Source organism: Haloarcula sp. H-hyl6, assembly GCF_056934455.1.
In genome coordinates, this window is record NZ_JBRIIK010000003.1 from 374,111 (window position 1) to 399,364 (window position 25,254).

The window sequence follows — 25,254 nt, forward strand, 5'->3', positions numbered from 1 at the left end:
GAGCCACGAGCCGAGGGCCTCGACACCCGATTAAGGGAGTTTGGGTCCGGTGTGGATTCGAGCTAGTATTGTGCAATAAACCCAAAACTCTTAAATTCACCAAGCACCTACACTCTGACGATGACAACTGATACAGCACCCGAGTCGGATAGCGCGACCCCGAACGACCCGATTCACATCGACGGGAAGTCGACACTCGACGAGGCCGTCGACGAATACGACGTCGTCCTCGCGGACTTCTACGCCGACTGGTGCGGGCCGTGTCAGATGCTCGAACCGGTCGTCGAAACGCTCGCCGAGGAGACCGAGGCCGCGGTGGCGAAGGTGGACGTCGACGCCAACCAGCAGTTGGCGGCCGCCTACGGCGTCCGGGGCGTCCCGACGCTCGTCCTGTTCGCCGACGGTGAGCAGGTCGAGGAAATCGTCGGTCTCCAGGGCGAAGACCAACTCCGGTCCCTCGTCGAGAGGTACACAGCGTAGATGAGCGGTGACGTCAGAGACGTGGTTATCGCCGGGTCTGGCGTGTCGGGCCTCTCGGCGGCGGTGTACGCGGCGCGGGCCGACCTCGAACCCCTCGTCCTCGAAGGGGACGAGCCCGGTGGCCAGCTGACGCTCACGACGGACGTCGAGAACTTCCTCGGCTTCCCCGACGGGGTCGGCGGTATGGAACTCGTCCAGCGCGGCAAAGAACAGGCGGAACGGTTCGGGGCGGAGTTCGAGTACGGGAGCATCGAGTCTGCGACGCTCGACGCACAGCCCAAAGAGCTCTCCCTCTCGACGGGTGAGACGGTCCGCACTCGCTCCCTCGTCGTCGCGACGGGCGCCAGCGCCCGCTGGGTCGGCGCAGAAGGTGAAGACGAGTTGATGGGCAACGGCCTGTCGACCTGTGCGACCTGTGACGGGGCGTTCCACAGGGGCGACGACGTGTTGATTGTGGGCGGCGGCGACAGCGCGATGGAGGAGGCGCTGTTCCTCGCGAAGTTCGCCGACTCGGTGACTGTCCTTCATCGACGTGACGAACTCCGAGCGTCGGAAATCATGGCGAACCGCGCTCGCGACCACGACGCCATCGAATTCGCTTGGAACACCGAACTCGTGGCGCTCCACGGGTCACCTGCCGACGGCGTCACCGGTGCGACAGTCGTCTCCCACCCGGACGGCTACCCCGCGGAAAAGTACGCCGACGGTGCGGACGTCGAGGTCCGGGAGATGGACGTCGGGGGTGTGTTCTACGCCATCGGTCACGAACCCAACACGGCGTTCCTCCGAGACACTCCGGTCGAACTCGACGACGACGGATACCTCGAGACCGCTCGGACAGACGACGGGTGGGCGACGACGGAGACGGCCGTCGAGGGCGTCTTCGGCGCCGGTGACGTGATGGACCACACCTACCAGCAGGCGGTCACGGCCGCCGGCACGGGAAGTATGGCGGCACTGGACGCAGAGTCGTGGCTCGAATCGAGCGAGGCGGCCGCCTCGCAGGAAACCGAAGCAGTCTCGGCGGAGGCCGACGACTGATGCCGTCGACACGACGGCGGAGCGTCAACACGACCGACCCGGCGACCGTCGAGGACCAAGCCGACCGCGTGGTCGTCTCCTTCCGGTCGCCGGAGGCCGACCCGGACGACGGCGACTGGTGGGTCGCCGACAGCGAGTGGCTTCGAGAGAACATGTCGGAGCCGACCTATCGACGGTACCTCCGCTGGGCACACGCCGGACCGGTGTCAGTCGGCGACCAGTGGGAGGAGTTCGTCAACTGCGGGTGTGCCTCGCCCGAAGACGTAGTCCTCCGGGTCGAACGAATCGAGGGCGGGTCCGCCATCGGTTCGGCGACGACCATCGAGGTCGTCTCACGCAAAGAGATAGTGGCCGACCGCGACGAATCTGGTGCCGCAGCCAACCCCTGACCTCGTCGGTCAGACCGGCAAGCGTTCCACATCCACGGAGTCAGTATTGTGGTTGGTTAGAAATATCGGGCGGAGCTACGGACCCCATACTCCGAATTATTCTGGACGGACGACCCCGACAACTATCTTATCGATAATCGCTCACCGGGTATGTGGCTGACACGTGGTGTGTGCTCCTCGTGGAGCCACCGACGCAATTAGTATTGTATAGTGGTCCCAAAATTATAGTGCGCTGGGAGCCTACGTTGACGTGATGACTAGTCCTGACGGCCCAGAACTGTCAGATTCGATGTCGCCGGCGGAACTCCGTGCCGACATCCCGGCGTTGCAGCAGGGCGTCTACATGAACTACGGGGCACACGGCCCCAGTCCGCGATACGTCGTCGCGGCCGCTCAAGAGTTCCTCGCCGACCACGAGTTCGAGACCCCCGTAGGTGGGGACCCGTACGAACGCGCGTTCGCCTCGTTCGACGAGACCCGCACGCGGGTCGCGTCGCTACTCGGTGCGACGCCGGACGAGGTGGCGCTGACCGAGAGCACGTCCGCCGGCATCAACGCTATCGCTGGCGGCCTCGACTGGGAACCCGGCGACGTCGTCGTCCGAACCGACCTCGAACATCCGGCGGGAACCCTCCCGTGGCAACGCCTCGAACGCGAGGGCGTCGAGGTGCGCGTCGTCGCGACCGAGGACGGCAGGGTGGACCACGACGCGTTCAAAGATGCGGTAGCTGACGCCGATTTGGCGTGTTTCAGCGCCGTCACGTGGACGCACGGAACTCGTCTCCCGGTCGGCGAACTGGTCGACATCGCCCGGGATGCGGGTGCGTTCACACTCGTCGACGCCGTACAGGTCCCGGGTCAGATGCCGGTCGACGTGAGCGAGTGGGGCGCCGACGCCGTCGCCGCCGCCGGCCACAAGTGGTTGCTCGGTCTGTGGGGGGGTGGCTTCCTCTACGTCGACGAGGAGGCGGCGTCACGACTGGCGCCCCGCACTGTCGGCTACCGCAGTGTCGAGACGCCGACGGCGGACTCGTTCGAGTTCGAGGCAGGGGCCAGACGGTTCGAGATCGGGTCGGCTAACCCCGCACCACACGTCGCCCTCGCCGAGGCCATCGACGTGATTACCGAAGTCGGTGTCAGCACTATCGAGTCTCGCATCCACAGGCTCACCACCCGCCTCGTCGAACAACTTCCCCCCGAGACGGTACGCAGTCCCGCCACGCCGGAATCGGGGCTCGTGACGATAGACGTGCGCGACCCGGCCGCGACGGTCGAACGGTTGTCCTCGGAGGACGTCGTCGTTCGGGCGCTCCCGTCCCCGAACGCGGTGCGGGCCTCGATTCACGCGGTGAACACGGCGGCAGAAGTCGACCGCCTCGCCGACGCACTCGACGGCGAGATGTAAGCCGCCGCCCTCACTGTGATTCGGTCTGCGCTCGACCGATAGCGCGCGCTATCGCGAGCAGATACCCGAGACCGTGCTGAACCTCCGGGTCCCGCGTGGCTTTGAGCAGTCCGACGGGTCCTACCCGCTCCGGTGGGTCGCTCTCGGCCGACTGGATGCTCTGCAACATCGTCTCGATGCCGTCCCGCGCGTCGTCCTCGGCAGCGGTCTGTGCAACCTCGCCGAGCGACGCACCGGCTCCGGCGAGTTCCCGAACCATCTCGTCGTCGAGCGCGGCGGTCGCTAACGATAGCACCCCGGACAGCTCTACCAACTCGTCCAGGGCGCCAGTCTGCTGGAGGACGACGAGCGATTCCAGCGCTCCCCTGAGTTCCTCGCCGTTCTCTCCGACGGTCTCGGCCAACGCGACCGTCTCGTCGGTTGCGAGTCCGTCGGCGGACTCGGCGAGCGTCGAGCCGGTGTCGGCGAGTTCCCGAACCATCTCGTCGCTGAGCGCGCTCTCCCCGAGGGCGAGGACGTCCAGTAACTCGTTGACCGCGTCGAGCCGACGGACGAGGTTCGCGACCGCCTCGGGGTTCTCTTCGATGGCCGCTTCGAGTTCCGACTGTTCCTGCGCTATCTCTTCGGACATCGTCAGAGTAGCCCCCGAGCAGTGAGCCAGTAAGACTCGTTGTAGGCCAGTTTCGACCAGTGGAGCTTCTCGGAGGGCGGCGCCGGCGCCGGCGGGTTCTCGTAGTCGAACTCGACGAACGACGCCGCGTCCATCCCCGTCTCGATGAAACACAGCGTCTTGCCCTCGTACGTCGCGGTCGCGGGCCGTCCGCGAACGCCGCTCGCGATACGCTGGCCGACGACGCCGGCTTGGTAGTGGGCGACGCTCCCGGCGTTCGGGACGCCCGTGTCGGCGGTGTCGCCGAGCGCGTACACGTTCTCGGCGGCCTCGGCTTCGAGCGTGTGTTTGTCAACGTCGACCCACCCGCGGTCTCCGAGTCCCGCTTCCTCGACGAGGTCGATACCGCGGTGGGGCGGGATGGACACGAGCAGGTCGTAGTCGAGGGTGGTCCCCTCCATCGAAGTGATGGTCTTCGCGTCGGGGTCGACCGACTCGGCGTTGAAGAACGTCTCGACCGAGATGTCTCGGTCGTCCATCAGGGGACGCGCCCATTCGGCGATGTGGGGGTTCCCGTGGACGCGCTGGATGGGGTAGGTGTACGTGATGTCGACGTCCTCCCGGAGTCCACGCTGGCGGAACCAGTCGTCGGCCATGAACACGAACTCCAGCGGCGCCGCCGGACACATGTGGGGCGTCCCGACGACGCTCAAGACGAGTTCCCCCTCGGTGAACGACAGCAGTTCCTCCCGGAGTGCTTCGGCCCCGGACTCGCTGTAGTAGTCGTAGCCGCCGGCTTCGAGGCCGGGAATCTCGTCCGGTGCCAGCGTCGAACCCGTCGCGAGGACGAGATAGTCGTAGTCGACCGGTGCCGCGGCGTCGCGGTAGCGGAGTCGCTGGGCGTCGGTGTCGATGTCGGTCACACGGTCGATTCTGACCTCGACCCGGTCGTCGACGAGGTCCCGCAGTCGGCGGCGACCGTCCTCGGACTCGCGCTTGCCGAAGGGGACGTACAGCCACACCGGTTTGTAGACGTGGTCGGGGTCGTCGTTGACCAGCGTCACCTCGACGTCGCCAGCGTCTATCTCCGTCGCGAGTCTCTCGGCGAGACCGTTGGCGAGGACGGTCCCGCCGGTGCCGCCGCCGACGATGACGATGCGGTCGGTCATGCTTTCTCCACGTAGAACTCGTAGTGGTCGTCGCGTTCCTCCGTCGCGAGCAGTTCGTGCCCGGCCTCGTCGGTCCACTCCGTGACGTCGGTGAGCGATTGCTCGTTGTCACTCAGCAGGCGGACGACCGCGCCCGACTCGGCGCTGCGAATGGCTCCGATCAAGTCCATCAGCGGTCCCGGGCACGCCGCTCCGCGTGCGTCGACAGTCTCGGTGGGGTCGATATCCAGTTCGGTCATGGGTACAGGTGTAACTCAGAGTCGAACGATATTAGTATTGTATGGCTGTTCCAAGATAGTGAAAACACGGATTGGTTCCGGAGGAGCGGTATCGTCACCCACTCTCCGCTCTCGACGGATCAGATACGGTGTCTACCGTTCGAACACGGCGGCGTAGTGGTACGGTGGTAACTCGTGGTGGTCCACGAGCGAGAATGCCGACGCACCCGTGACGATTTCGTCGGTCGCGGACGGCGACAATCGGAGCGTGGTCGGCGGACCGCGCGGCTCGTCCCCGACGGTCGTCTGGTCGCGTGGCTGGTCGTGCCAGTTGACGACGATGAACCGTCCACCGGGTGCGAGGAGGTCGAACACCTCTCGAACGAACTCCTCGGGGGAATCGACCCCGTGGAACGTGTTCGCCATCAGGACAGTGTCGACGTCGGCGTCGAGCGCGTCCGTCAGTTCACGCGCGTCGCCGAAGACGAGTTCGACGTTGTCGATTCCCTGTCGTTCCGCGAGCTCCGCGAGTTCGTCGAGGAGCGCCTCGTCGAGGTCGACCGCGTACGTCGTGGCGGGGGCAGTGATGCGTGCGGCGGGCAGCGTGAAGTAGCCGTTACCGCATCCGATGTCGGCGAGAGTATCACCGGCAGCGACGCCGAGACGACGGAGCGTGGCCCCCGGTGTCGGCCACAGTCTGCCCCACCAGTCCCAGTCCGGCTGACCGGTGTTCTGAAACGTGTCCATGGTCACCGAGAGGTGTCGACGCCGACGAGTCGATATAGGGGACAGAACCCGACGATGGCGGTCCCGAGCAGAACCACGCCCGCGAGAACGGCGAGTCCACCGACGGCCGGCCCGAGGTTCGACATCCCGGCGAGCACGGCGATTCCGAGAACGGCCAGTACGCCCCCGACTGCCAGTCTTCCCTTACTGTCGGTTGCACCAATATTGGACTCCATGCCCACTACTACACACTAGTCTACGTTAAATCTTTTCGAGCAGGAGGGCGACGTGTCACCCACGTTGTCCCTCAATCGAGCGTCTCAGCCCAGACGTAGGGGACCTGTGAGTAGACCGCGGCGTTGTCGACCAGCGCTCCGACGGTGGTGTACTCGTCTACGGCGTGGACCGTATCCGTCCCGAACGCGAACTCGACAGTCGGGATACCCGCGTTCCTGAGAGCCTTCGCGTCGCCGCCACCGGTCGCGCTCCGACGGAAGACACGCTCACCCGATACGTCCTCCGCCGTCGAGGCGACGGCCTCGACGAGCGGACTGTCGACAGGTTCTGCGGTCCCGACGCTCCACGAGACGTCGGTTATCGTCACGCCTTCACAATCCGCGACGCACGACCGGATGTCTGAAAGCACCGTTTGCGTGTCGACGCCGGCGGTCAGCCGAATGTCGACCTTCGCCCGCGCGGACTGTGGGACGCTGTTTATCGCGTCGCCCCCCGAAATCGTGCCGAGGTTAATCGACGGATACTCGAAGAGGTCGCGGGCTACGTCCGCCCCCATCGTGGGCTCGTAGAACGCCACAGATTCGTCGAGTATCGGCTCTATCGATGGCGGTATCGACAGCTTTCGGTCACCGAACCGTCGCCGGAGTTCCGTAATCGCGTCGTACAACCGGTCGATAGCGTTCTCACCGAGTACCGGGCGGGACCCGTGTGCGGCCTTCCCGGTGGCGGTTAACGACAGCCAGACACTCCCACGGTCGGCGACCGTCACCGAGTGGCGGTTCCGCTCGCACGTCGGTTCGCCGATGACACAGCCGTCGGCGGCCAGTTCGTCGGCCGCCAGTAGCGCAGGCAGGCCGGCGTCCCCGCCAACTTCTTCGTCGCTGACGAACGCGAACGAGAGGGTGACAGGTGGCTCCGTCTCTGTTTCGACGAAGGCACGGAGTGCGAACACCATCGCGGCCAACGCGCCTTTCATGTCCGTGGCTCCCCGGCCGTAGATACGGTCGTCGACGCGTTCGCCGAGTGGGTCCTGCGACCACTCGTCGGCGTCGAACGGGACCGTATCCAGGTGGCCGTTGAACAGCAGTGTCTCGTCGCGCTTCCCGGGGAGCGTCGCCACGAGGTTCGGTTTCGCCGGGTCGGCGGTCACCCGCCGCAGGTCGACGCCGAGGGGGGCGAGCGTGTCTTCGAGCAGGTCGGCGAGCGCTCGCGTGTCCCCGGGCGGATTGGCTGTGTCTATCGCCAGCGTCTCGAGCGTGAACTCGACGAGTGCCGCCGCTCGGTCGCTGACGAACGCCGTCGGTGACTTGTGTGACATCGGTAGTGGGCCTCTCGGAGACTCGCTCGTCTTCAGATGGGTACTGCCGGTGAGTTTCGGCTACCCGTACTGCTCCACGAGGGCGCGGAGCTGTGATTCCTGCTGCATCCCGACGAGACGCTCGACCGGCTCTCCGTCGGCGAACAGCAGAAGCGTCGGAACCCCTTGGACGCCGTACTCCGACGCGAGTCCCTGGTTCGCGTCGACGTCGACTTTCGCGACCGTCGCCTGCGTGTCGGTAGCGATAGACTCGACCACTGGCTCCAGCATCTGGCACGGTCCACACCAGTCCGCGTAGAAGTCGACCAGCACTACGTCGTGGGAACCGACGACGTCCGTCAACTCGGGTCGGCCGTCTACCGACACGGGTTCAGACGGCGACTGTCCATCGTTCTCGACGCGCTCGCGGATTTGCTCGCGCTTCTGTTCCCGAATCGCTTCCAGCGGGTCCTCTTCGCTCATCGGTCCCGTCTACGGGTCGGTGGGACTTAGTTGTTTTGTGACGTTCGCACAATACTGGTTGGCGAACGGCGTTTCGTCGTCGCGGACCTAGCAACTGAGGCTAGACCGATAAGTGCGTCCACCAACACCCTACTCACAGTATGGGGGACCGTGAACGGGTGGCCGAGGCCAGAGACCTCCTGCGAGACGTCGACCCGGCCGACTACGGCGACGACGCGATTACGGATACGCGCCAGCGCGCGCTCGACGCCGTGACGGCCTTGCTGACGGTTATGGACGACCGACCCAGTGAGACGCCGGAGTCGAGCACTACGGCCGAACTGCCAGACGGGTACGACGATGCGGAGTGGAACGCCGCTCTCGACGAAGCCTACGAGAAAGCTGGTATCCCCCACTCGAAAGGGACCGTGACGACGAAGACCATCGACGGTCGGGACTACTACTACCTCCAGTGGCGTGACGGGGACGCGGTGACGAGTCAGTACATCGGTCCCGTCGAACCGGCCTGAACGAGTGGGTGTCTCGGGAAGACGGGAGACCGTGGATACTGCCGACAGAGACTGTCGCCGAAGCAAACGTTCGCTGTTCTTCCAGAACACATTTGGGGGCCACTCAGTATCTACGCGCATGGGTATCCTCGCCGAGTACAAAATCACCTACCAGCACCTGCCACTCGTGGACGTGGCCGCGGCGGTTCCGGAGACGTCGCTCCAACTCGACGTTGGGCAGCCGAATCAGGGCAGTCCGCCCCCCTTCGTCGTGAGCACCGCCGGTGAGGCGTTCGAACGGCTGGAACGCACGTTCGAGCGGTCCGAGTTCGTCGCCGAGTACTCGCTCGTCAACCGAGTCGACGGCCGACGCCACTATCAGGTGTAGCCCGAGGCCAGTATGGCGGACCAACTCGGCGACCGCGTCGACGACTTCGAGCGACTGGCGGAGTTAGCCACCAACGAGTCCATCGTCGAGCGAATCGCGGTGGAATCGGACGGATGGGCCCAGAAGCGGTGGTTCGCCGACCACGACGCGTTCCTCGCGTACTGTCAGTTCTGGCACGAGAACGGGGAGTCGCTCTCCCTGTTCCGGTTGTCCGAAGACGACCGCGAGTCGTCGATGGCCCCGGGACTGACCGACCGACAGCGAGAGGCCCTACTGACGGCCCACGAGATGGGGTACTTCGACATCCCGAGGACAGCGTCTCTCGACGACGTCGGCCACCTCGCCATCTTCACCGCCCCCGAACTGGTCGCCAGGGAACTGCGGACGTTCGCGCTAGAGACGACCGCCTAGCCCCTGTTGACTGGTTCTAAGTCGTTTCCCGTCTACGACCGCCGGAGTAGGCGTCCCCTGAAGACCTAACGGCCTATTTAGCAGTCGTATTACGGTCCGTACTATTGTAGCCGGGTGTCCGGCCATCGGCATGGTCGATTGGCCGTCTCAGTTCCGTCGCCGGCAAGCGCGAGTGGGGCTGGTGACCCCGCTGTGACTGTACTTCGACTTCTCGTGCGCGTCGTGGTCTGTCTCGCGCTGGTCACCGCCGTGCTCTATGCGCCACCACCCAACGGTCCGGACACGGGAGGTAGCTCACCGGCCGACGCGTCTCGGGCCGACTGGGAGACCGCGGCGGACGGGCGAGGCGACGAGCGCCTCACGAATCGAACGGAGGGTGTCGTCGCTCCCTCGCTCAGAAACGCGACCGGCGTCGTGGATGTCGTGGTCCGACTGGAAGACCCCGACGTTGCGACGGGCGGTTCTCGGGAGGCGACCATCGAGCGACTCAAAGCGGCGGCAAACCGGACACAGCGACCGGTCGTCGCACACGCTCGGTCCCACGCCGGGGTCGAGGTCGAGCGGCGCTTCTGGATTGTCAACAGCGTGCGCCTGCGGACAAACCTGTCACGAGCGAACCTGACACGTCTCGCCGCAATCGACGGCGTAGTGAGTGTCTCTCGCCGACCACAGGGTTCAGACCGACACTCGTCCGAGGGTGGGGCCACACGGCGGCCCTCGAGAACGGGCCAGTCCGAAGTCGACGACGTGTCTGTGCGTCGGTCGGCGACGACCAACGACACGTCGACTCCGGCGTGGCAGGTCACGGCGACGAACGCCACCCGCGTCTGGGCAGAGTACGGGACTCGGGGCGAGGGTGCCCGTGTCGCGGTCCTCGACGGCGGTATCGAACCGGACCACCCGACGCTGAACCTCTACACGACCAACGAAAGCGACCCGACGTACCCCGGCGGGTGGGCCGAGTTCGACGAAGACGGACGGCGGGTGCGTGGCTCTCGGCCACATCTGACGGCGCCACACGGGCAGGCGACGAGCGGGCTGGTCGCCGCTGGTAACGCCAGCGGCTACCAGCGGATGGGGGTCGCACCGGAGGTGCAGTTGTTACACGCTCTCGTCGACGAACCGGAGTCGGTCATCGCGGGCATCCAGTGGGCCGTAGAACGCGACGCCGACGTCGTCAGCATCAGCAAGCGCGTCGGTAGTCGCACGACACGGTACGCGCCCCTCGTGCAGGCCATCTGGCGCGCCCAGCGACTCGGGACGGTCACCGTCGCCGCCGCAGGGAACGACGGCGCCGGGTACGCGGATTCACCGGCCACCGTCTACGAGTCCGTCGGCGTCGGCGCAACCGATTCCGAAGGCGCTCTGCTGGCGTTTTCGTCGTCCAGACGTCGCGCGCTCTTCGAGGGGCCGTACAACCGCGACCGCAGTCGGATGGTGGTGTACCCGCGAAGTTGGCCACTCGTGTACTCAAAGCCCGACGTCGTCGCACCGGGACAGGAGTTACTCGTGCCGGCGGGGACGGGTTCGGTCGCCTCGTTCGAGGGGACCAGCGGTGCCACACCCCTCGCGGCAGGGACCGTCGCGCTGATGGAGAGCGCCGCCGGTGGCGACGTCCACCCGGGTATCCTCAAGACAGCCCTTCGCTGCTCTGCGACGCCCCCGTCGAACGCCGCATCCATCGACCCGGTTCGGTACGGTGGGGGTCGCATCGACGCGTACGCCGCGACCGAACGGGTCGTAGACGGCCAGGGAATTCGGGGAGACGTGGTCACGTCGAACGGTAGCCGTATCGACCCCGCACACGTCTCGGTCAGCGACTGTGCGTACTACTCCTCGCACGGCGGTTCGTACGCGCTCTCGACCGCCGCCGGACGACAGACGATGACCATCGATGCGCCGGGGTACCGTCCGAAGACGGTCGTCGTCGAGGTCCCAGCGGGCCGCTACGTCAACCGGACGGTATCACTCGACCGGGCGGACGTTCTAGAGCGGTGGAACGACACGTACGCGGCCGATTTCGAGGCCGACGGCGTCGGGGCCACGCAACTGTCGGTGAGCGGGTTGGAGTCTGTCCGGGTCGACGTCGGTTCAAACAATACGATTCCCCCGTCCGCGGTCACAGTCGAGTTGCACTACGACGGCCACCACGTCGACCAGTTGTACGTTCAGCCATCGCTCGCGTTCGGAGACCAGTACGAACTGCGGGCGCCACAGACGAGCGCCGTCCTCGTCAAGACGCGGATAGACGGCCCGTACGAGGGTCGACTCGAGTTAGACGTCACTCTTCGCGGCGATGGCGACGTAACGACCCGGCAAATCACGGCACAGTTCTCGTCGCCACCGACACCCACGTCGACGGTGAGCGACGCACTCTCGCCGACGCCGTCACCCACCCCGAGAGTCACGCCAACGCCACGGACGCCCTCGACACGGACCGCCACCCACGTCCCGACCGAGACGGTTACGGCGGTCCCGACAGCGACACCGACTGCAACGACGACGCCGACCCCGGAACCGTCGCCGACGCGTGCCCCGACCGCCACTCGGACTGAACGACCGGCGTCGAGACGGGAACCCGTCATCAAATCGTCGGATGAGGACGGCACCTCGTCTGCTTCACCGGACGGGTCGCCGACGAGACGAGACAGTAACACGCGGACTGCCCCGGTTTCGCCTTCACCGACGAGTTCCCCTTCAGAGAGTTGGACCGCGACCGACGCGGTTTCACGAGAGTCGGTTTCGAGGACTCCCGCGCGAGATGAGGCTACGATGACAGCGGGTGGACAGCGGTCCGCGACGACCCAGACACCGATGGGAGAGACGCGTCCACCGACGCCGACACCGCCCGTGGTACAGCAAACGACGGCCACCGCGACGCCGGCGCTAACGTCCCAGAATCCGCACGAGGAAGGACTCCCGGTCTCTCTGGGCACGCTGGTGGGTGGTGTGGCTGCTCTCGCGGCGCTGATTCTTCTGCAGCGCGGTCTGTGATATCGGTTTGCCGCCTCTCAGAGATCGTCACTTCACACGGTGAGTAGTTCGGCGACGAGGGGACTGTCTCGACGGGGCCGACGTACTGGTCCCTCATCCCGTCACGCTACTGGCGGTGGTAGTCGTGACCGGGTGGTGACCGACCGATTCGAATAGTTAATTATCTCACAACTCTACCGTGCTAGGCAATGACTCCCGATGGCGGAGTGCCGCACGCACTTACCCATCCGACCCGTCGGCAGTTGCTGCAGTCGTTAGGGGTCGGTGCGGCGACGTCCGCGGCGGGTTGTGGGATGTTCGACGGGACCGATGGAGAGAGCGGAACGCCGACAGAGTCGAACGGCGGGGCCGGGGCTACAGGAAGGGTCGAACCAGCCGGTGAGTTCGTCGGCGTCGCGGGGTCGGACGCCAACTCGCTGAACTGGCTGTTCACGAACGACACGACGTCTGGCGCGTTCGTCGGCCTGACGCTGGACGGCGCTTGGGCGGTCGACGACGACCAGAACGTGTTTCCCCTCTGGGCGGAGCCCTCGACGGACGACGGACAGACCTACCGAATCACGCTCCGAGACAACCTCCAGTGGGGCGGCGGCTACGGCCAGATGACGGCGGACGACTGGGTCTACATGATTCAGAACGTCTTCCAGGGAACCGACAACTGGGCAGGATACACGAACGCGGGCGACTGGTTCCGACAGGGCGAGCCGATACCGGTCGAACAGATAGACGACCTCACGTTCGAAGTTCGACTTCCAGAGGTCGACCCGTCGTTTCCGCTGAAACCGATACTGTGGGGGCAGAACTGCCTCCCGCGAGACATACTGGAGAGGTACGTCCCCGGGAAGGATGCGATGGGCCTTCAACGAGACGAGGAGATTAACGACCTCCAGTACACGGGCAATCTCGGTCCGTACACGTTCGAGCGGTGGCAGCGGGAGTCGCAGTTCGTCACCACGCGAAACGAGGAGTACTACATCCGCGAGATAGACGAACTCGGCGAGGAGTGGCGCAACGCACCGTACTTCGAGTCCTACAACATACAGATTATCCCCGAAGAGTCCTCGAGGTTGAACGCGTTGCGTACCGGGGCAGTCACGACGGCGGGGATTCCGCCGAAGAACGCGCGGGAGTTTCAGGACCTCGAAAGCGTCGACGTCTACGTCCAGCCGCAACCGTTCGTGCAAGCGGTCAAGTTCAACATGCGCGCCAACGGCTGGGCGCCGTTCCGGGCGATTCCGGTTCGGCAGGCGTTCGCCTGTGCGGTCGACAAACGAGTGTTCGCCGAGAATCTCTATCGCGGGTTCGCGGAGCCGGCGTTCACGATGCAACCGCAGTTCTCGAAGTGGTACGTCGAGGAGGGGATTCGAGAGTACAGGTTCGGTATCGGCGACCTCTACGGGCCGGAACCGGCCAGAACCCGGATGGAACGTGGCATCGAGGGGACCGGCTATCGGTACGACGGCGAGACGCTCGTCGGCCCCGGCGGGTCGCAGACGACGCTCTCCCTGTACGCCAGTTCGGCGAGCGAGACGAACCAGACGCTGGCCGAACTCGTCGCACAGGAGGTCGAAGCGAACCTCGGCATCGGCGTCCGCATCGAGACGGTCCCGGGCAACACGTTCCAGCAGAAGTACGCCGCGAACGCGCCCCCGAGAGGCGAAGACGTCCCGTGGAGCGCTGGGACGTTCAACGGCGGGCCGCGCGACATCTCGGTCAGTCAGGACCCGTGGGACATGTCCGTCGTCCTCGGGTTCAACACCTACCCGCGGACGCCAAGTTCGAGTGCCACGTTCTTCAGAGAGCAGGGCAACGTCAACTACTTCGGCTACGTGCCGGAGTCGAACATCCCGGAACTGTACGCCGAGGCGTCCCGGACCGTCGACGAACAGCGTCGCCGTGAACTGTTTGGAGAGGTCTTTCGGAAATTAGCCCGAGAACAGCCCTTCGGGTTCCTCTTGTTGCCGTCGAACATCCTCGGCGCACAGGCCGAACTGGTGGGGCCGACGGAGACGTTCGCGAGCGGTTGGAACGCCCAGACGTACTACTTCGAGCAATGAGGTGGTACGTCGCCCGCCGGGTGCTCTGGGCGGTCGTGGCGACCTTCATCGTCCTCTCGATTACGTGGGCGCTGTTGTACGCGACCGAACAGCAGGCGCTCACCACGATTCAGTTCGAAGCGGCGGTGTCTGGCGGCGACGCGGAGTCCGCGAGGGAGGCCTACGAGCGACAGCGCGGCCTCGATCGCCCACTGTGGGCGCAGTACACCGACTACATGACCAACATGGCGACGTTCAACTGGGGATACAGCCTCTCCCGGGGCCAGCCAGTGACTGCGGCCATCGTGGAGGCCCTGCCGTACACGATGATGTACTCCGTGCCGTGGACGATTCTCACGGTGGTCTGCGGGTTGTCGATAGGCCTGTATTCGGCGACGCACCAGTACTCCCGGTTCGACTACGCCGCGACGTTCCTCGCTTTCTTCGGCTACGCGATTCCGAACTTCTGGTTCGGCATCGTCCTGCTGGTACTCTTCGGCGTCCAGTTAGACTGGGTTCCCGTCGTCTTCGACCCGGACGCGCCCGTGTTCAGTCCGGCCAACGCCAGACAACTGGTCCTCCCGGTGTTCGTCTTGACGACGGGGTCGATTGCCAGCCTGACGCGGTACACGCGCGCCGAGGCGCTCGAGTACGTCGAAGCGACGTTCACGAAGACGGCCCGGGCGAAGGGCGTCTCGGAGCGCCGGATTCTGCTGTTGCACGTACTCAGGCCCGCGGCCGTGCCACTGTCGACGATTCTGGTGGCGGACCTGCTGGGCTTGTTCATCGCGAGTTCCTACCTCGTCGAAGTCGTCTTCGGCATCCCCGGACTGGGGCAGTTGAGTTTCAAAGCCATCCAGAATCAGGACACCCCGCTCGTCCTCGCGACGACGCTCATCGGCGTGTTCATCGCCATCGTCGGGAACCTGCTCCAGGACATCGCCTACACCGTGTTGGACCCGCGCATCGACTACGGTGACCGCTGATGAGTGGCGACGCACCCCGGAGACGGTTCGAGGACATCGACTGGGAGGCCGACGGTGGCCTCGTCCTCAGCAGGCAGACAGCGGGGCTCCTGCTGACGTTCTCGGCACTCGCCGTCGTGTTCGCAGTCGACTACTGGCGGGACGGACCGCTGTTCTCGCCGAATCAGGTTCTCCGAGAGGGGTGGGACCTCACACAACTGGACTGGCTGTTCGTCGTCTCGCTCGTCCTGTTTGCGTTCTACGTCGTCGCTCCGCTGGCGAGACGCCGCCGGATGACCGCACACTACTGGCGGGAGTTCCGGAAGAACCGGGCGGCCGTCGTCAGCCTCGCGTATCTGTGCGCAGTCTTCACGCTGGGACTGGTCGGTCCGTTGCTCGTCAGCAGACCGCAGGTGGCGCTGCTCCAGAGCTACCAGCCACCCGTCGGCTTCGCCGTCGACAGTTCGGTCCCACTCCGTTGCGCCGGCGAGGTTGCCAACGGCCAGTGTCACGGGAGTTGGACCTTCCCGCTGGGGACGACCGGCAACGGAAAAGACATCCTCGCGCTCGTCGTCCTCGGAATGCGCGTGTCGATACGCATCGGCCTGATAACGTCGTTCCTCATCATCAGTATCGGTGCGACGGTAGGCACCGTCGCCGCCTACGTCGGCGGGCTGGTCGACGAAGTGCTGATGCGATACGTCGACATTCAACAGGTGTTCCCGTCGTTCCTGTTGTACCTCTTGCTCATCTACCTCTTCGGGGGAAGTCTGCTGATGTTCATCCTCGTCTTCGGCCTCTTCAGTTGGGGCGGGACCGCGAGGCTCGTCCGAAGCGCGTCGCTGCAGCGGTCCGAGGAGGCGTACGTCGAGGTGGCCCGGTGTGCCGGTGCGGACACGAAACACGTCATCCTTCGGCACATCCTCCCGAACGTCTCCGGCACCGTCATCACGAACCTGACGCTGCTAATCCCGGGCTTGATTCTGTTCGAAGCCGGGTTAGCGTTCCTCGCGCTCGGTGACCCGACGATTCCGTCGTGGGGGCAGACCATCGCCGCGGGGCGGTCGGACCTCCGGACCGCGTGGTGGGTCTCCACGGTTCCCGGCGTCTTCCTGTTTCTCACCATCTTGGCGTTCAATTTCGTCGGCGACGCCTTGCGGAACGCGCTCGACCCGCGGTCGGAGGTGGAACAGTGAGCCAGCGACGAGAACGGCCGACCGAGAGCCACGGAGACGCACCGCTCCTGTCGGTCAGGAACCTCGCCGTCGAGTTCGAGACCGAGAGGGGACGGCTTCGGGCCGTGGATGGCATCGACTTCGACGTGCGGCGCGGGGAGACGGTCTGTATCGTCGGCGAGAGCGGGAGCGGGAAGACCGTCACGGCGGAGACGATGACGAAACTGATTCCGATGCCGCCCGGTCGAATCACGAGCGGCGAGGTGCTACTGGACGGCCGAGACCTGCTGTCGCTCTCGGAGCGCGAACTGCGCGAGGTCCGGGGTGACCGCATCGCGCACGTGTTTCAGAACCCGCAGGACACGCTCAACCACTGCTACACAGTCGGGTGGCAGATACGCGAGGCCATCCAGGTCCACGAGGACGTCGGCGACGCCGCCGCCAGAGCGCGAGCCATCAGACTCCTCGACCAAGTGGGCATCCCCGACGCGGCGGCCCGGTACGACGACTACCCACACGAGTTCTCCGGCGGGATGAGACAGAGGGTCGTCATCGCGATGGCGCTCGCGGGGACGCCGGACTTGCTCGTCGCCGACGAGCCGACGACGGCCCTCGACGTGACCATCCAAGCACAGCTCTTGGACCTCCTCGAAACAGTTCAGGAGGAGTACGGGATGTCGATACTGCTCATCACCCACGACCTCGGCGTGGTCGCTGAACTCGCGGACAGGGTCGTCGTCCTGTACGCCGGGAAAGTGATGGAGCGTGGGAACGTCTACGACGTGTTCGACGCGCCCGCTCACCCGTACACGCAGGCGTTGTTCGACTGTCTGCCCGGCCGCGGATGGGACCTCCGGACAATCGAGGGACGGTTACCTGACCTGTACGACCCACCCGCGGGGTGCCGGTTCGCCAGTCGGTGTGAGCACGTCCTCGAGGAGTGTCACACGGGCGAGCAGCCACCGTTGTACGACGTCGGAACTGGCCACAGCGCCTCGTGCGTGTACTACGGTCCGGACGGTGACCCAGAGGCGTTGCGAAACGGTCACTCCACCGGTGAGGGCGATGAGTGACCCACCGCTGTTCGAAGTGACGAACTTGACGAAGCATTTCCCGATAACGGAGGGTGTGCTTCGTCGGACCGTCGGGGCAGTCAGGGCCGTCGACGGCATCGACCTGACCGTCCGACGAGGCGAGACGGTCGGACTCGTCGGTGAGTCCGGCTGTGGGAAATCGACCGCCGCCCGAACGATGCTCCGACTCGAAGAGCCGACAGCCGGTTCGATTCTGTTCGACGGGCGGGAGGTAACCGAACTCACGGGCGACGCCCTGAAACAGTTCCGACGGCAGGCACAGATGATATTCCAGGACCCGACAGCCAGTTTCGACCCGCGGATGTCCATCGGTGAGTCCGTCGCCGAACCCCTCGCCATCCACGGTATCACCGACCGCACACTCCGACGGACGGTCACGGTGGACCTGTTGGAGCGTGTCGGCCTCTCCGCGGACGACATCGACAGGTATCCGCACGAGTTCTCCGGCGGGCAAAAACAGCGCATAGCACTGGCCCGTGCGCTGGTCCTCGGTCCGTCACTGCTGGTGGCCGACGAACCGACCAGTGCACTGGACGTCTCCGTCAAGTCGGACATTCTCACACTCATCGAGGACGTCCAACGGGAGTTCGACCTCGGCGTCCTCCTGATAAGCCACGATATGGGCGTCGTTCGCCAGATATGCGACCGGACCGTCGTGATGTATCTGGGTGAAATCGTCGAATCCGCACCGACCGACCGGCTATTCGAATCGCCCCAGCACCCGTACACAGAGGTACTCGTCGCGTCGGTCCCGACCATCGACCCACGGAAGCGTGGCAACCGTGACAGACTGAGCGGGGCCGTCCCCTCTGCCAGCGACCCGCCGAGTGGCTGTCGGTTTCACACTCGGTGTCCGAAGGTCATCCCGCCAGAAGAGTACGACCTCAACTAATCCGACTGCCGGGCGATTCTCGACTTCCGCGTCCGACTCGACGAGGGTCGAATCGACCCCGAGTCCGTTCGAGCGGTCGTCGGGGCCGAGTCGGGTGCGCCCCTCGAGACGCTGGCTGACGACAGAGCTCGTGCGGCGGCCTACGAGGCGTTCGGGCTGCCAGAGTCCCTCGACGACCCCGACACCGCGGCGACCCTCGACGAGGTGGTGGAACTCGTCCTCGACGGCGACGTAACAGGCGCACGCGAACGACTCGTCGACGCGTTCCCCACGGTCTGTGCCCGCGAGGTCCCGTACGACGTCTGGGTCTCCGACGAGCATCGTGCCGCTTGCCACCTTCTCGGCTCTGACGACCGTCAGCGGCGTCCCGAAGGGACCACGCCACCAGACCGTGGGTAACGCCGCCACTCGTATTTTGGGTACCCTTCGGCGTCGGCACTGCTCACCCGGTGGGTCGGGTCGCCTCTCGTTCAATCCGAGGATAGGTAGCCTGTCGACGTCCCTCAGAAGGGACGGAGGGCACGTCTCGGCGAACAGGTCTGTCTCTCTTTACTGAATCCATTACTCCGTCATCTCACACACCCACGGATGGTAGTCGGACACTACTTTGGTGATAGCGAGACAACAGATTACCTGCAATGGGAAGCTCCACCGAAAGGTCCCCGAAGGTGCGCCGTCGCTCGGTGTTACGCGCCGCCGCCGGGCTCCCGGTTGGACTTGCAACCACAGGACTGGCGTCCAGCACGCAGGCGATGCCCGGATTCACCGTCCTGTCTCAGAACGTCTATCTCGGACTCGACCTCACTCGCCTGTTTCGAGCGGACTCTCTCGACGACGTCCGGCGAATCGCCGGGCAGTTCCTCGACGAAATCGAACCCGCGGTGTACGAAGCCCGTGCCGCCGCAATCGCCGCAGAAATCGAGACTGCCGACGCAGACGTCGTCGCACTACAGGAGGCCGCCCGCTTTCGGACCCAACGGCCGAGCGATTTCGGCACAGAGAGTGCCGAACCAGCGTCTACCGTCCTCGTCGACGTCCTCGACGAAATCGAATCGGCGCTCGCAGACCGAGGTCTCGACTACGAGGTCGCCGCCAGCACAGTCACGACAGACCTCGAACTGCCGGCGGCGACGAACAGTGGGCCAGTCGACGTTCGGATTACCGACAGAGACGTGTTGCTCGTCCGAAGCGACGTCGAAGTCGACGACGTCGTCACGGACACGTACGATGCGGCGCTCCAACTCCCCGTTCCAGAAAGCGACAGGACCGTCGTGTTGGAGCGTGGGTTCTGTGCCGCGGCAGTGACGCTCGGTGAGGCCACGTTCACCGCCGTTTCGACCCACTTGGAGTCCGTCTCACAGTTGTTCCGTCGACCACAGGCGAGCGAACTGCTCGATAGAACACCCACCGATGGCCCAGTCGTCGTCTGTGGTGACTTCAACAGCGGTCCGGGTGGGCCGACAGCGGTGTACGACCTACTGACAGATTCCTACACCGACGCCTACGAAACGCTCCATCCAGACGCCGATGGGTACACCTGCTGTCAGGCGCCCGACCTCCGGAACGAGGACTCCAGATTGAGCAGACGGATAGACGCCATCCTGTATCGTGGGCGACTCCGACCGACGATGGTCCAGCGAATCGGGCACGAACCGAACGCACACGTCCAGACGACAGTCGGCGGTGAGGCCGTCGAGATCTGGCCATCCGACCACGCAGGCGTCGTCGCTCGATTTCAGTTTCAGGCACCCACACCGACCGCCACACCCGAGCAGTCGACGACGGCCACGCGGACCCCAGCGTCGACAGCAGCCGAAACGACCGTGACGAGAAGTCCATCGCCGTCGCCAGTCACGGCGTCGCCGGTCTCGACGTCGTCGGACACGACCGCGGTCGGTGGGTCGGGAGACGGTATGGGGGTCGTGTCGGCACTCGCCGCCGTCACACTAGGTGCCCTTTCGCGATTGCGTGACGAGTAGCCGTGCGACGGTACAGAACAGTTCGGTCGTTCGAACGAGCACAGACGCTAACGCGCCGCTGACGATACGGCCGATAGAGTGCTTTGCCCTCACCGACGCACGCAGGGGTATCCGAGATAGCGCCCGATAACTGGAAATCCTGCCGAATTCCCTGAACGAGACAGGAGACTTCCTCAGTTGAGGTGCCGACAGAATCGATGTGCGCGCCACACAGTGTATTCAGGCGATCACCGCGGCCCGAAATCTCGACTTCGGTGAAATCGAACTGCGATTTCTCTGAGTTCGGCGCATCTACGCCGATATTCGGGACATAATTCAGGTATATTGGGGGTATTTGCCCCCATATAGTACTAAAATATGGCTGAATGGGCTAATATAAGGCTGTATATTGCCTATATGCATTCACTTTCCATCTCGGCTTCGCTCTGACTGTGTACTCGTTTAGCGTAGCGGTGACTCGTTCAGTCTGGGGACAGATACTCACCCGCAGCACGCAGGTCACTCGATTCGACGACCGTATCGGCGGCCGCGACGGCTGCCTCGGGCACACGGTCGTCCGGGTCGAACAACACTGCGGTATCCGCCTCCACGAACGCCTCGGTGTCGGTGTGTGAGTCGCCGACGTACGTGACGTGCAGAGGTCCCCGTTCCTCGCGTATCCGCCGCAGCACCGCGCCTTTTTGATTGGGGCCCACACCGACGTCGATGCCCGACAGCGCCTCGTCCTCGAATCGGAGCCAGTTTCCGCGGACGAACGTCGGGTCGTACTGCTCGAACAGTGTGGCGAAGTTCGCGACGCCGGCGGTGAGTACGCCGAACTCGATTCCCTCGTGGTTCAGGTGGCCGAGAACGTCGGTCGCCCCCGCTTTGGGTTTGATTGCACGGGTCGCACGGTCGACGTCCGACCCGTTGACGCCGCTCGTACTCCAGACGTCGACAGTGGCTCGACACCACTCCTCGAACGTTATCTGCCCGGCCTCCAGTTGCGCCATCAACTCCTCGCCCTTCGGGGCCGTCCCGTAGAGCGTATGCAGGAGGTCGAAGCCACCGCGCTGTCGGGTGAGCGTCCCGTCGAGGTCGAAGACGACTAACCGGTCCATCTATCGCTCTGCGACGACCTCGATTTCGACGTCGATATCGACGGGCAGTTTGACGACTTCCACCGCACTGCGAGCGGGGTACGGGGCCGACATGAGTTCGCCGTACACCTCGTTCACCTCGTCGTAGTACCGCATGTCCTTGACGAACACCGTCGCCTTCACGACGTCGTCGAGCGAGGCGCCGCCGGCCTCCAGAATCGCTTCGACGTTCCGGAGCGTGCGTCTGGTCTGTTCACCGGGCGTTCCGGACACGACGTCTCCCGTGTCAGGGTCGACCGGGCCCTGCCCGGAGACGTAGATGCGGTCGCCGCTCGCGATGCCTTGTGAGTACGGTCCGATACTGTCTGGTGCGTCGTCGGTGGTTAGTTCTTCCATGGGTCGTGAGTCAGTTGGCCGTAGGTTGGTCGTCCGCGTCGTACACTTCGTTGATGAACGACGTCGGCAGGCTAGTCGTCAGTCCGCCGTCGAGGACGAGGTTCTCGCCGGTGACGAAACTCGACATCTCGGAGGCGAGGAAGAGGGTGGTGTCGGCGACTTCCCGCGGAGTGCCGAACCGACCGAGGGGGTACTGGTCGAGCCACCGTTCCCGGGCGCTCGTCTCGCCCGTCCGTTCTTCGGTGTTCTCCATCTCCGCTCGGCGGTTGGCCGTCTCGATGGTGGCCGCGGAGATGACGTTCGAGCGGACACCGTGTTGACCGTAGTGGGCGGCGATGTTCCGCGATAGCGCCAACAGTCCGCTCTTGGCCTCGGAGTACCCCGAGAGGCCGATACCGAACAGGCCGTTGACGGAGCCCATGTGAATCATGGACCCGCCACCGGCGGCGATCATCGCCGGCAGCACCTCCTTGCTCAGGAGGAACTGACTCTTGAGGTTCAGGTCGACCATCCACTCGAAGGTCTCCTCGTCACACCGGTGGATGAGGTTGGCGTTCTCGTCTGCCCCGCCGGCGTTGTTCACGAGGACGCGGACGTCGCCGAACTCCTCGACGGTCGTGTCGACGAGGTCCTGTACGTCGTCTCGGTCCGTCACGTCGCATTCGACCGGGACGACCCGGCCCTCGTGTGCGTCGGTCAGGTCCGTCGCGACGGCCTCGACGTCCTCGTAGGTGCGCGAGCAGACGACGACGTCGCCGCCCGCCTCGGCGAACCGGGCCGCGATTTCGCGGCCGATACCCCGAGAGGCACCTGTCACTATGGCTGGCCGGTCCGCTAGTGATAGCTCTACCATGACGATGACACCCACGACGGCGTCGCTAATGAAGGTTGTTCTTGCACGGGCCCGCCGTTCGATAGTGGTCGTTCCCGTGTCATGTGTTGCGGTACTCCTCGACGGCGTCCAGGTCCACGTCGATACCGAGTCCGGGGCCTTCCGGGGCAGGGAGACATCCGTCGGTCACTTCGAAGGGGTCGTCGATGACGTCGCCCTCCCAGCCGTAGTACGTCGAATCGGGCGGGAGCGAGAACCCCGGAATCCCGGTGTAGCCGTGGAGGATGGCGGCCGTCCGGATACCCAAGTCGAACGCGCAGTGGTGCGTGAACGGCACGCCAGCGTCCTCGAGGACCGCCGCCTGTTGACGGATGCCGCTGATGCCACCGGCCGGCGTCAGGTCGATGACGCCGACGTCCATCGCCCCGGCCTCCACGAGCGACTGGATGTTGTGCGAGATGTAGGTGTCCTCGTTCGGCGCTATCGGCTGTCGGAGCCGTTCGCGGAGGCGTGCAAGCGACGTGTGGGAGTCGACCCGAATCGGCTGTTCCATGTACTGCAGATAGATGTTCTCGTCTTCGAGCATCGCGCCGACGCGAACCGCTTGGTCGAGCGTCCAGCCCTGATTCGGGTCGAGGCGGAACTCTAGCTGGCCGTCGACTTCGTCGTGCATGGCGACGATGCGCTCGACGTCCTGCCGCCAGTCCCGTCCGGCCTTCGTCTTGAGGACGGTGAAGCCAGCCTCGAGTGCTTCCTGCGCCTTGACCCGCGACTCCTCGGGCGAGAGGATTCCGAGACAGAACGCGATTGGGACGTCCTCGGGGTCCGTGCTGTCGCCACCGGCGGTCTGCCGATGCTGTTGGGACCCCTGTGTCGGCGCGGTCCAACCGCCGAGGAGTTCGTACACGGGCCGGTCGAGCGCCTTCCCGACGATGTCCCAGCAGGCCGTCTCCACGGCCGCAAAGAACATGTCGACGTTGGTGTACTCGACGAACACCTGCCGTCGGAGGCGCTCGATTTCGAACGGAGACTGGCCTCGAATCATGGGACCGACGCCGTCCTCGATGATGGACTCGGTGGCCGCCGGTGAGAGGAAGACGCGCATCTCGCCCCAGCCACTGATGCCTTCGTCCGTGTCCACGCGGACGAGGACGCGTTCCATCGATTCTAGCTCCCCGTGGTTGGTCACGTACGGACCAATCCCGAGGTGGTCGTCTAGGTCGGTCAGCGGTACGTCTACAGTTACCGCTGACACGCCGGTTATCTCCATGGAGTTTCGTCGTTCGGGAACTATAATCAAAGTACCGTTTCGGGCTATCCGGTCACCGCGTCGATGGCAGTTCCGACCCACTCCAGCGACACGTCTGGCAGGAGTCCGTAGTTGTAGAACGACACCCGGGGAACCCCCATCGAATCGAGGGCCTCTACGATATCCACGAGAGCCGCCTCCTCGTGAATCGCCGGATGGCCCGGTAGGAGGCCGACGTGAAGGGGGACGCCGTCGACGACGCTATCGACGGCACGATAGGCCTCCAGCACCTCCTCTGTGGTCGACTCGTAGGCCGGGAGGCAGTAGTAATCGACGTGCGAGGCGAGGGCGTCGAGGTCCGCCCCGACCATCCACTCCCGGCCGGGTTCGGGCGCGCCGACGTAGTAACCGAGTGGAGTGGACCCGGCGGCGTCGGACAACTCCGCGTACAGCGACGCTAGCGTGTCCTCACGTACGTCCACGTACGCCGCGACTGCGCTGTGGTCCGTGAGCCATTCCTCGGGCGAGCGGTCGTGTGACACCTCGCCAGCGACGACAGCGTCCAGCGTCTCGGCGACGGTCGCCCGGGCCCCGTCGACGTCGACGCCGGCGTTCGTCGCGTTCTCGCGGCAGTGCGGACAGAAACACACCCCGAGCAAGAACTCGCCGAGCGTCCCGAGCTGTGCGTGTATCTTCTGGTGGTGCCAGCCGAACCCGGTCCCGTAGAAGTAATCGAACGTCTCCAGTTCGACGCGGTCGAGGCCGTCCCGCGACGCGAGGTCCGAGACGAGCGCCGTGAGATACCGCCGTACCTCGGGGTTCGAGGGGCACAGACCGAAGACCAGGTCGTCCCCGTGTGCCGATTCGAGCGTGCAGTCGCGATTGGCCATCCCGAGCCGAGAGTTGTGACAGCCGACGGTCCACGAGGTCAGCGTCAGGTCGGTCAGTCCGTCGGCGACGTCTGCGACCCAGTCGCCGTCCATTTCCTCGTAGGGCACCGGTTCGAGCCGTCCGTACTCCGACCCGGTCTCGAAGTACGAACTCGCTCGGGCGAACAGCGTCCGCCGCTCGGGGTTGTGCGGCGTGAACGCCTGTACAGTGTGGTAGTTCGTCGCGAGGTTCACTTCACCGATGCCGATGTCTCGGAGGCGTGCTTCGACTTCCGCCGGGCCTTCGTCGAGCATATCCCACGGATACGCCCACGTCGCAAATTCCATACGC

General features: G+C 64.9%; 27 protein-coding genes. 15 read left to right on the forward strand and 12 right to left on the reverse strand.

All coding sequences use genetic code 11. The features are described 5' to 3' along the window. Positions 1-120: 120 nt before the first annotated feature. From trxA (Hhyl6_RS20210) to Hhyl6_RS20225, 4 genes are all read left to right on the forward strand, one after another. Entirely contained in the window at positions 121-480 is a 360-nt protein-coding gene (trxA, locus tag Hhyl6_RS20210) for a thioredoxin (RefSeq protein WP_483741055.1), read from the forward strand. Next, positions 481-1,521, forward strand: a complete 1,041-nt coding sequence (locus Hhyl6_RS20215; protein WP_483741056.1) for an NAD(P)/FAD-dependent oxidoreductase — start codon at positions 481-483, stop codon at positions 1,519-1,521. Next, a complete protein-coding gene (locus tag Hhyl6_RS20220) occupies positions 1,521-1,910 on the forward strand; it encodes a DUF7968 family protein (protein ID WP_483741057.1) in 390 nt (129 codons plus the stop codon). Before Hhyl6_RS20215 ends, Hhyl6_RS20220 begins: the two co-directional genes overlap by 1 nt. 289 nt (positions 1,911-2,199) lie before the next feature. After that, positions 2,200-3,315 carry an aminotransferase class V-fold PLP-dependent enzyme gene (locus Hhyl6_RS20225; protein ID WP_483741158.1) on the forward strand — a complete coding sequence of 372 codons (1,116 nt, stop codon included), beginning with the start codon at positions 2,200-2,202 and terminating at the stop codon, positions 3,313-3,315. A 10-nt stretch (positions 3,316-3,325) separates the two neighbouring features. On the opposite strand, the gene Hhyl6_RS20230 is transcribed toward Hhyl6_RS20225, so the two are convergent. The 7 genes from Hhyl6_RS20230 to trxA (Hhyl6_RS20260) form a co-directional block, all read right to left on the reverse strand. Next, entirely contained in the window at positions 3,326-3,946 is a 621-nt protein-coding gene (locus Hhyl6_RS20230; RefSeq protein WP_483741058.1) for a helical membrane plugin domain-containing protein, read from the reverse strand. Positions 3,947-3,948: 2 nt separating this feature from the next. Then, entirely contained in the window at positions 3,949-5,094 is a 1,146-nt protein-coding gene (locus Hhyl6_RS20235) for an NAD(P)/FAD-dependent oxidoreductase (RefSeq protein WP_483741059.1), read from the reverse strand. Beyond that, on the reverse strand, positions 5,091-5,333 hold the full coding sequence (locus Hhyl6_RS20240) for a sulfurtransferase TusA family protein (protein WP_483741060.1): 243 nt from the start codon (positions 5,331-5,333) through the stop codon (positions 5,091-5,093). Before Hhyl6_RS20240 ends, Hhyl6_RS20235 begins: the two co-directional genes overlap by 4 nt. Before the next feature lie 132 nt (positions 5,334-5,465). Next, positions 5,466-6,059: a class I SAM-dependent methyltransferase gene (locus tag Hhyl6_RS20245; RefSeq protein WP_483741061.1), complete on the reverse strand. Its 594-nt coding sequence runs from the start codon at positions 6,057-6,059 to the stop codon at positions 5,466-5,468. Positions 6,060-6,061: 2 nt separating this feature from the next. Continuing rightward, a complete protein-coding gene (locus Hhyl6_RS20250) occupies positions 6,062-6,274 on the reverse strand; it encodes a YgaP family membrane protein (protein WP_483741062.1) in 213 nt (70 codons plus the stop codon). Positions 6,275-6,345: 71 nt separating this feature from the next. Continuing rightward, positions 6,346-7,593 (reverse strand): M20 family metallopeptidase, encoded by a 1,248-nt coding sequence (locus Hhyl6_RS20255; protein ID WP_483741063.1) that lies wholly within the window; start codon positions 7,591-7,593, stop codon positions 6,346-6,348. Between the two features lie 60 nt (positions 7,594-7,653). After that, positions 7,654-8,055, reverse strand: a complete 402-nt coding sequence (trxA, locus tag Hhyl6_RS20260; protein ID WP_483741064.1) for a thioredoxin — start codon at positions 8,053-8,055, stop codon at positions 7,654-7,656. Between the two features lie 140 nt (positions 8,056-8,195). On the opposite strand from trxA (Hhyl6_RS20260), the gene Hhyl6_RS20265 reads away from it, so the two are divergent. The 11 genes from Hhyl6_RS20265 to Hhyl6_RS20315 all read left to right on the forward strand — a co-directional run bounded on the left by Hhyl6_RS20265 (position 8,196) and on the right by Hhyl6_RS20315 (position 20,477). After that, positions 8,196-8,564 (forward strand): DUF6788 family protein, encoded by a 369-nt coding sequence (locus Hhyl6_RS20265; RefSeq protein WP_483741065.1) that lies wholly within the window; start codon positions 8,196-8,198, stop codon positions 8,562-8,564. Between the two features lie 118 nt (positions 8,565-8,682). Continuing rightward, positions 8,683-8,931, forward strand: a complete 249-nt coding sequence (locus tag Hhyl6_RS20270) for a hypothetical protein (protein WP_483741066.1) — start codon at positions 8,683-8,685, stop codon at positions 8,929-8,931. Positions 8,932-8,943: 12 nt separating this feature from the next. Next, the gene (locus Hhyl6_RS20275; RefSeq protein WP_483741067.1) at positions 8,944-9,342 is read left to right on the forward strand and encodes a helix-turn-helix domain-containing protein; all 399 of its coding nucleotides are present in this window, start codon (positions 8,944-8,946) and stop codon (positions 9,340-9,342) included. 192 nt (positions 9,343-9,534) lie between these two features. After that, positions 9,535-12,336, forward strand: a complete 2,802-nt coding sequence (locus tag Hhyl6_RS20280) for a S8 family serine peptidase (RefSeq protein ID WP_483741068.1) — start codon at positions 9,535-9,537, stop codon at positions 12,334-12,336. Between the two features lie 188 nt (positions 12,337-12,524). Then, the gene (locus Hhyl6_RS20285) at positions 12,525-14,393 is read left to right on the forward strand and encodes an ABC transporter substrate-binding protein (protein ID WP_483741069.1); all 1,869 of its coding nucleotides are present in this window, start codon (positions 12,525-12,527) and stop codon (positions 14,391-14,393) included. Further along, entirely contained in the window at positions 14,390-15,358 is a 969-nt protein-coding gene (locus Hhyl6_RS20290; RefSeq protein ID WP_483741070.1) for an ABC transporter permease, read from the forward strand. The genes Hhyl6_RS20285 and Hhyl6_RS20290 overlap by 4 nt, the downstream gene beginning before the upstream one ends. Further along, entirely contained in the window at positions 15,358-16,533 is a 1,176-nt protein-coding gene (locus tag Hhyl6_RS20295; RefSeq protein ID WP_483741071.1) for an ABC transporter permease, read from the forward strand. The genes Hhyl6_RS20290 and Hhyl6_RS20295 overlap by 1 nt, the downstream gene beginning before the upstream one ends. Continuing rightward, positions 16,530-17,585, forward strand: a complete 1,056-nt coding sequence (locus tag Hhyl6_RS20300; protein WP_483741072.1) for an ABC transporter ATP-binding protein — start codon at positions 16,530-16,532, stop codon at positions 17,583-17,585. Before Hhyl6_RS20295 ends, Hhyl6_RS20300 begins: the two co-directional genes overlap by 4 nt. Next, complete coding sequence (locus tag Hhyl6_RS20305; protein WP_483741073.1) at positions 17,578-18,498, forward strand: ABC transporter ATP-binding protein; 921 nt, start codon at positions 17,578-17,580, stop codon at positions 18,496-18,498. Before Hhyl6_RS20300 ends, Hhyl6_RS20305 begins: the two co-directional genes overlap by 8 nt. 207 nt (positions 18,499-18,705) lie before the next feature. Beyond that, entirely contained in the window at positions 18,706-18,897 is a 192-nt protein-coding gene (locus Hhyl6_RS20310) for a hypothetical protein (RefSeq protein ID WP_483741074.1), read from the forward strand. Between the two features lie 239 nt (positions 18,898-19,136). After that, positions 19,137-20,477: an endonuclease/exonuclease/phosphatase family protein gene (locus tag Hhyl6_RS20315; protein WP_483741075.1), complete on the forward strand. Its 1,341-nt coding sequence runs from the start codon at positions 19,137-19,139 to the stop codon at positions 20,475-20,477. A gap of 461 nt (positions 20,478-20,938) precedes the next feature. On the opposite strand, the gene Hhyl6_RS20320 is transcribed toward Hhyl6_RS20315, so the two are convergent. The 5 genes from Hhyl6_RS20320 to Hhyl6_RS20340 all read right to left on the reverse strand — a co-directional run bounded on the left by Hhyl6_RS20320 (position 20,939) and on the right by Hhyl6_RS20340 (position 25,250). Further along, entirely contained in the window at positions 20,939-21,577 is a 639-nt protein-coding gene (locus Hhyl6_RS20320) for an HAD family hydrolase (RefSeq protein WP_483741076.1), read from the reverse strand. Next, entirely contained in the window at positions 21,578-21,952 is a 375-nt protein-coding gene (locus tag Hhyl6_RS20325; RefSeq protein WP_483741077.1) for a Rid family detoxifying hydrolase, read from the reverse strand. It abuts the gene before it with no gap. A 10-nt stretch (positions 21,953-21,962) separates the two neighbouring features. Next, positions 21,963-22,805, reverse strand: coding sequence for an SDR family NAD(P)-dependent oxidoreductase (locus tag Hhyl6_RS20330; protein WP_483741078.1), 843 nt, complete (start codon positions 22,803-22,805; stop codon positions 21,963-21,965). Between the two features lie 79 nt (positions 22,806-22,884). Beyond that, entirely contained in the window at positions 22,885-24,054 is a 1,170-nt protein-coding gene (locus Hhyl6_RS20335; protein ID WP_483741079.1) for a mandelate racemase/muconate lactonizing enzyme family protein, read from the reverse strand. Positions 24,055-24,098: 44 nt separating this feature from the next. Continuing rightward, positions 24,099-25,250 (reverse strand): hypothetical protein, encoded by a 1,152-nt coding sequence (locus Hhyl6_RS20340; protein ID WP_483741080.1) that lies wholly within the window; start codon positions 25,248-25,250, stop codon positions 24,099-24,101. Between the last annotated feature and the right edge of the window lie 4 nt (positions 25,251-25,254).

What these genes read in the sequence shown, in the direction of transcription:
- Hhyl6_RS20320 (WP_483741076.1), bottom strand. Translation starts at nt 21,577, where the DNA reads ATGGACCGGTTAGTCGTCTTCGACCTCGACGGGACGCTCACCCGACAG.
- Hhyl6_RS20340 (WP_483741080.1), bottom strand. Translation starts at nt 25,250, where the DNA reads ATGGAATTTGCGACGTGGGCGTATCCGTGGGATATGCTCGACGAAGGC.
- Hhyl6_RS20335 (WP_483741079.1), bottom strand. Translation starts at nt 24,054, where the DNA reads ATGGAGATAACCGGCGTGTCAGCGGTAACTGTAGACGTACCGCTGACC.
- Hhyl6_RS20285 (WP_483741069.1), top strand. Translation starts at nt 12,525, where the DNA reads ATGACTCCCGATGGCGGAGTGCCGCACGCACTTACCCATCCGACCCGT.
- Hhyl6_RS20220 (WP_483741057.1), top strand. Translation starts at nt 1,521, where the DNA reads ATGCCGTCGACACGACGGCGGAGCGTCAACACGACCGACCCGGCGACC.
- Hhyl6_RS20255 (WP_483741063.1), bottom strand. Translation starts at nt 7,593, where the DNA reads ATGTCACACAAGTCACCGACGGCGTTCGTCAGCGACCGAGCGGCGGCA.
- Hhyl6_RS20225 (WP_483741158.1), top strand. Translation starts at nt 2,200, where the DNA reads ATGTCGCCGGCGGAACTCCGTGCCGACATCCCGGCGTTGCAGCAGGGC.
- Hhyl6_RS20235 (WP_483741059.1), bottom strand. Translation starts at nt 5,094, where the DNA reads ATGACCGACCGCATCGTCATCGTCGGCGGCGGCACCGGCGGGACCGTC.
- trxA (WP_483741055.1), top strand. Translation starts at nt 121, where the DNA reads ATGACAACTGATACAGCACCCGAGTCGGATAGCGCGACCCCGAACGAC.
- Hhyl6_RS20270 (WP_483741066.1), top strand. Translation starts at nt 8,683, where the DNA reads ATGGGTATCCTCGCCGAGTACAAAATCACCTACCAGCACCTGCCACTC.
- Hhyl6_RS20245 (WP_483741061.1), bottom strand. Translation starts at nt 6,059, where the DNA reads ATGGACACGTTTCAGAACACCGGTCAGCCGGACTGGGACTGGTGGGGC.
- Hhyl6_RS20330 (WP_483741078.1), bottom strand. Translation starts at nt 22,805, where the DNA reads ATGGTAGAGCTATCACTAGCGGACCGGCCAGCCATAGTGACAGGTGCC.
- Hhyl6_RS20215 (WP_483741056.1), top strand. Translation starts at nt 481, where the DNA reads ATGAGCGGTGACGTCAGAGACGTGGTTATCGCCGGGTCTGGCGTGTCG.
- Hhyl6_RS20305 (WP_483741073.1), top strand. Translation starts at nt 17,578, where the DNA reads ATGAGTGACCCACCGCTGTTCGAAGTGACGAACTTGACGAAGCATTTC.
- Hhyl6_RS20275 (WP_483741067.1), top strand. Translation starts at nt 8,944, where the DNA reads ATGGCGGACCAACTCGGCGACCGCGTCGACGACTTCGAGCGACTGGCG.
- trxA (WP_483741064.1), bottom strand. Translation starts at nt 8,055, where the DNA reads ATGAGCGAAGAGGACCCGCTGGAAGCGATTCGGGAACAGAAGCGCGAG.
- Hhyl6_RS20240 (WP_483741060.1), bottom strand. Translation starts at nt 5,333, where the DNA reads ATGACCGAACTGGATATCGACCCCACCGAGACTGTCGACGCACGCGGA.
- Hhyl6_RS20230 (WP_483741058.1), bottom strand. Translation starts at nt 3,946, where the DNA reads ATGTCCGAAGAGATAGCGCAGGAACAGTCGGAACTCGAAGCGGCCATC.
- Hhyl6_RS20250 (WP_483741062.1), bottom strand. Translation starts at nt 6,274, where the DNA reads ATGGAGTCCAATATTGGTGCAACCGACAGTAAGGGAAGACTGGCAGTC.
- Hhyl6_RS20290 (WP_483741070.1), top strand. Translation starts at nt 14,390, where the DNA reads ATGAGGTGGTACGTCGCCCGCCGGGTGCTCTGGGCGGTCGTGGCGACC.
- Hhyl6_RS20265 (WP_483741065.1), top strand. Translation starts at nt 8,196, where the DNA reads ATGGGGGACCGTGAACGGGTGGCCGAGGCCAGAGACCTCCTGCGAGAC.
- Hhyl6_RS20295 (WP_483741071.1), top strand. Translation starts at nt 15,358, where the DNA reads ATGAGTGGCGACGCACCCCGGAGACGGTTCGAGGACATCGACTGGGAG.
- Hhyl6_RS20325 (WP_483741077.1), bottom strand. Translation starts at nt 21,952, where the DNA reads ATGGAAGAACTAACCACCGACGACGCACCAGACAGTATCGGACCGTAC.
- Hhyl6_RS20315 (WP_483741075.1), top strand. Translation starts at nt 19,137, where the DNA reads ATGGGAAGCTCCACCGAAAGGTCCCCGAAGGTGCGCCGTCGCTCGGTG.